The organism is Microcystis sp. M31BS1, assembly GCF_020245285.1.
Lineage (GTDB): Bacteria > Cyanobacteriota > Cyanobacteriia > Cyanobacteriales > Microcystaceae > Microcystis > Microcystis panniformis.
Map to the genome: position 1 here is coordinate 1 of NZ_JADBVE010000126.1, position 3,524 is coordinate 3,524.

Here is a 3,524-nt window from a genome sequence, read left to right on the forward strand (position 1 = left end):
GGCGACCATATAATTAGTAAGACTTATATGACCAGAGTAGAGGGTGAGAACACACGTTTAAGACATTATCTAGCCCGATTGCATCGCAAAACACTCTGCTATTCTAAGTCTACAGAAATGTTAGGATACTCTATTCGTTTGATAATTCATTATCTGAAGTTTCAAGAAGTGCCTATTCCTTACTGATTCATAGCTTAATTCAGCAACGCCAAACTTTTTGCCGCAAACCCTAGTTAGGGGAAGCATTGGGGGGAATCGGGCCGGTGACGGGTGCGGAAGGTGTCGTCCCGGTCGTGGGACTCGGACCGGTGACAGGTGGGGAAGGTGTCGTCCCTGGATTGGTATCGGTGACGGGTGCGGGAGGTGTCGTCCCTGGATTGGTATCGGTGACGGGTGCGGGAGGTGTCGTCCCGGTCGTGGGACTCGGACCGGTGACGGGTGCGGGAGAAATCGGTGGATTGGAAGGGGGATTATGACTCAAGAATTGCCAAGCAATCGCAGCCAGCAAACCGAGAACACCGACAGCGATCACTACTACGACTAGGGGTGAAACGCTAGTGGGTGCGGGGGGAGAAGTACGACTAGAAACCGAAGAAGATGCAGGGGGGGGAGTGGGTATTGCTGTCACCACTTCTTCTCCGGGGTAGGTGTCCCCGCTGTGATCAAAATCTTGGTCATTAAGATCGGGAATAATCCGTTCTTTGGCCTCAGCATAAACTAAAGGCGTGACAGGTTCAGCCGCAGGAACTACCCGACAATAAACTAGGGCGATGGTGGAGTTATCGTGACCGTTTTTCTGGTTAGCTAGTTGTAATAAACTTTCCCCCACGGCGGTTACATTTTTCTCTCCTCGCAAAAGAGGCACAATTTCACTGTCCCAGTATTGTTCTACCCGATCGTAATCACTTAAACCATCGGAACAGAGGAGAAAAACACAATCTTGATCAATAATCAACCTCTGAACGGTGGGATGGAGATTATTGGCGCTACTCATGCCCAAAGCTTGCACCAAGGCCCCCGCGTTGGGATACTGTATGGCATCACGATAGAGGAGATAGCCTAATTTCACTTCCCTGGAAGCGAGATCGTCATCCACCGTCACTTGATGACAACTGTGGGCAGTAATCCAATAGATGCGGGAATCCCCCACATGGGCCGCGTACATTTCCTGGGCCTGGGCAAAAGCCATAACTAGAGTCGTACCCATGCGCTGACGATCTTGTCTTGACTCCTGATCATTGCGTTGACTGATCAGATCATTGGTGACACGAATCGCCTGTTCGAGGACAAGACTGTAACTATCGGGATAGACTTCAATATTAGTGGTGGGACTGGGATTAATTTCCCTAGACAGGGTTTCGATCGCTAATTGAGCAGCGATTTCGCCCCCTTCCTGACCGCCGATGCCATCACAGACAATCGCCAGGGGATTTTGACCATGAGCGAGGGTTATGGCCTGATTAGTCGGGGGATAACAGGCATCCTCGTTGTGTTCCCGCATCAGACCGGTATCAGTGCAGGTAAAAATCTCATAGCTGCGTTCTTGACCTCCACCGTAGTGCTGTAGTGCATAATCGAGGATAGCGATCAGGGATTCCGGGCGATCGAGATCACCGGATTCTAGCTCTTGGGTCAGGGATACGAGAAAATCTTGAATATTAGCGGCTGCCGTCGGGATCAGACCGGTCCAGAAAGCTCCTAAATCTTTTAAATTGGGAGCGGTGGCCTCATCTTTGCTTAATTCTAGCAATTGCAGCAGCTGATTATTCACTCTCGTCAGCGAAGGGTTGAGCAGACTAGAGACTACAGCCTTTCTCTGAAGGGGATGCCAGAGTTTGGCCATTTGCCATAACCAGTGAATTTGTCTTAAATCGGAAGCTTGCGACCAAACCTCGGCTAGAGTGGGCAATAGTTCCGGATATATTAATTCTCCCGTTTGATCGAGGGGAATAGTGCCGTATTCCAACAGCCAGATGTCCATATTCAAGCGTTCATCGGGACTGGGAATATAGCCATAGACTTGGGGAATGTGGAGATGGAAGGGTAACAATTTTAGGTAGAGGGAGAGCCAGCTAGGAGGTTCTTCCGGTGCTTGGGGTGCTTGAGCGGGTTTAGTATCAAGAACAATTTGTGGTTGTTTGACCAAATAACGATTATCAATTAGCTCGCCAACATGATAATAGGTTCTCACCCAATCACCCATCATCCATAAATAGCGCTTAACTAAAGGAGTACCGCATTTTTCACAGAATCTATTAGTGAGAGCGTTCGGGGATAGACAGGTTAGGTTTTGACATTGGAGGGTTGTCACGGAATCCATGAAAACTGCTGACTCCTAAAGCGCGGTTAGTATAGGTTAATAAAATAGCGTGTTTTTATCCACGATGACTGCCAGTGTATTCCAGTGTTTCCCAAATTTTAACCTTTGTCGCTCGATCGAGAATAATTAGGGTTTACTGAAAAAGTTTTTCCTGGGGGCCGGGTGTGGGGAAGTGGGGAAGTGGGGAAGTGGGGAAGTGGGGAAGTGGGGAAGTGGGGAAGTGGGGAAGTGGGGAAGTGGGGAGCTTTTCAGTGATCAGTAAACAGTGAACTGATAACTGATAACTGATAACTGACTCCTATCTCCTGACTCCTAACAGTTTCTAAATATTTTTCCACATCAGCAAAGAGCGAGTTTGAAAGCCGAGATTTTGGTAGAGATTGAGAGCATTGTCGTTATTGATGAAGACTTGTAAACCGATGCGGGTTTGTCCGCGACTTTTTGCCCAATCCTTAGCTCGATCGATTAGTGCGGTGGCGATACCTTGGCGACGATGCTGGGGATCGACGTAAATCAGGAAAATATGACCATAGCGATCGCCTGTCACCTGATCGACGGCGCTCCCCATCCAGAGACAAGCGATCGCCGTTTGTTGTCCTTCGACGATCCACAGGGGAGTATCGAGGCCAAAAAACTGTCTGACTGTATCAGCTAGATGGGAGAGGTTTTTTTGTTCGGGAAAAAATTCTTCATAGGTGCGGGTGAGAAAATTAATGAGTAGATAGCGATCGCCCATTTTGCCCAGTCGCAGCCGATAATCTTCGGGAAGGTTAGCCATGCCAAGGATAAAAGAAAATTATGCCCAGGGATGGCTCGATCGGAGCGGGTGCCGCTAAATCTGCCGGTAAAAAAATCCGGATGCCGGTGGCAACCAGAGCAACTAAAAACACTAAGATAGTCAGGAGCGGGGCGATATATTGCCGAAAAAAAGCCATAATTATTTGATCTCTACACTGCTGTTCCTTCTATTTTAGGGATTGCCAGTTAAGATATCAGCAATTAAAAAAAAATTCACCCAAAAAAAAGTGATCGGCATACCGATCACTAGAAACCGACAACTAGACTTTGACATCCTCGCCGCCCTAAAAGTGCGGCGATTCCTAAACCTCACGATTTAAGTTTCTGCTTCCACCACCGTCGCATACCACAGTTAAAAAACCATGTACTGTCTTACACAGAGTCCACAGACTTTCGCCCCATTTCA

Annotated in this window: 4 protein-coding genes; 1 reads left to right on the forward strand and 3 read right to left on the reverse strand. The window is 48.1% G+C overall.

The genetic code is table 11. From position 1 onward, the window contains the following. Positions 1-186: IS1 family transposase (locus IM509_RS07140; RefSeq protein ID WP_287716742.1), on the forward strand; the 186-nt coding region annotated here is incomplete at its 5' end. Positions 187-229: 43 nt separating this feature from the next. Here the strand turns inward: IM509_RS07140 and IM509_RS07145 are convergent. From IM509_RS07145 to IM509_RS07155, 3 genes are all read right to left on the reverse strand, one after another. Further along, on the reverse strand, positions 230-2,320 hold the full coding sequence (locus tag IM509_RS07145) for a PP2C family protein-serine/threonine phosphatase (protein ID WP_185238042.1): 2,091 nt from the start codon (positions 2,318-2,320) through the stop codon (positions 230-232). 322 nt (positions 2,321-2,642) lie between these two features. Further along, entirely contained in the window at positions 2,643-3,098 is a 456-nt protein-coding gene (locus IM509_RS07150; RefSeq protein WP_043996362.1) for a GNAT family N-acetyltransferase, read from the reverse strand. Then, the gene (locus IM509_RS07155) at positions 3,091-3,255 is read right to left on the reverse strand and encodes a DUF8624 family small hydrophobic protein (RefSeq protein ID WP_167341559.1); all 165 of its coding nucleotides are present in this window, start codon (positions 3,253-3,255) and stop codon (positions 3,091-3,093) included. Before IM509_RS07155 ends, IM509_RS07150 begins: the two co-directional genes overlap by 8 nt. Positions 3,256-3,524: the final 269 nt, after the last annotated feature.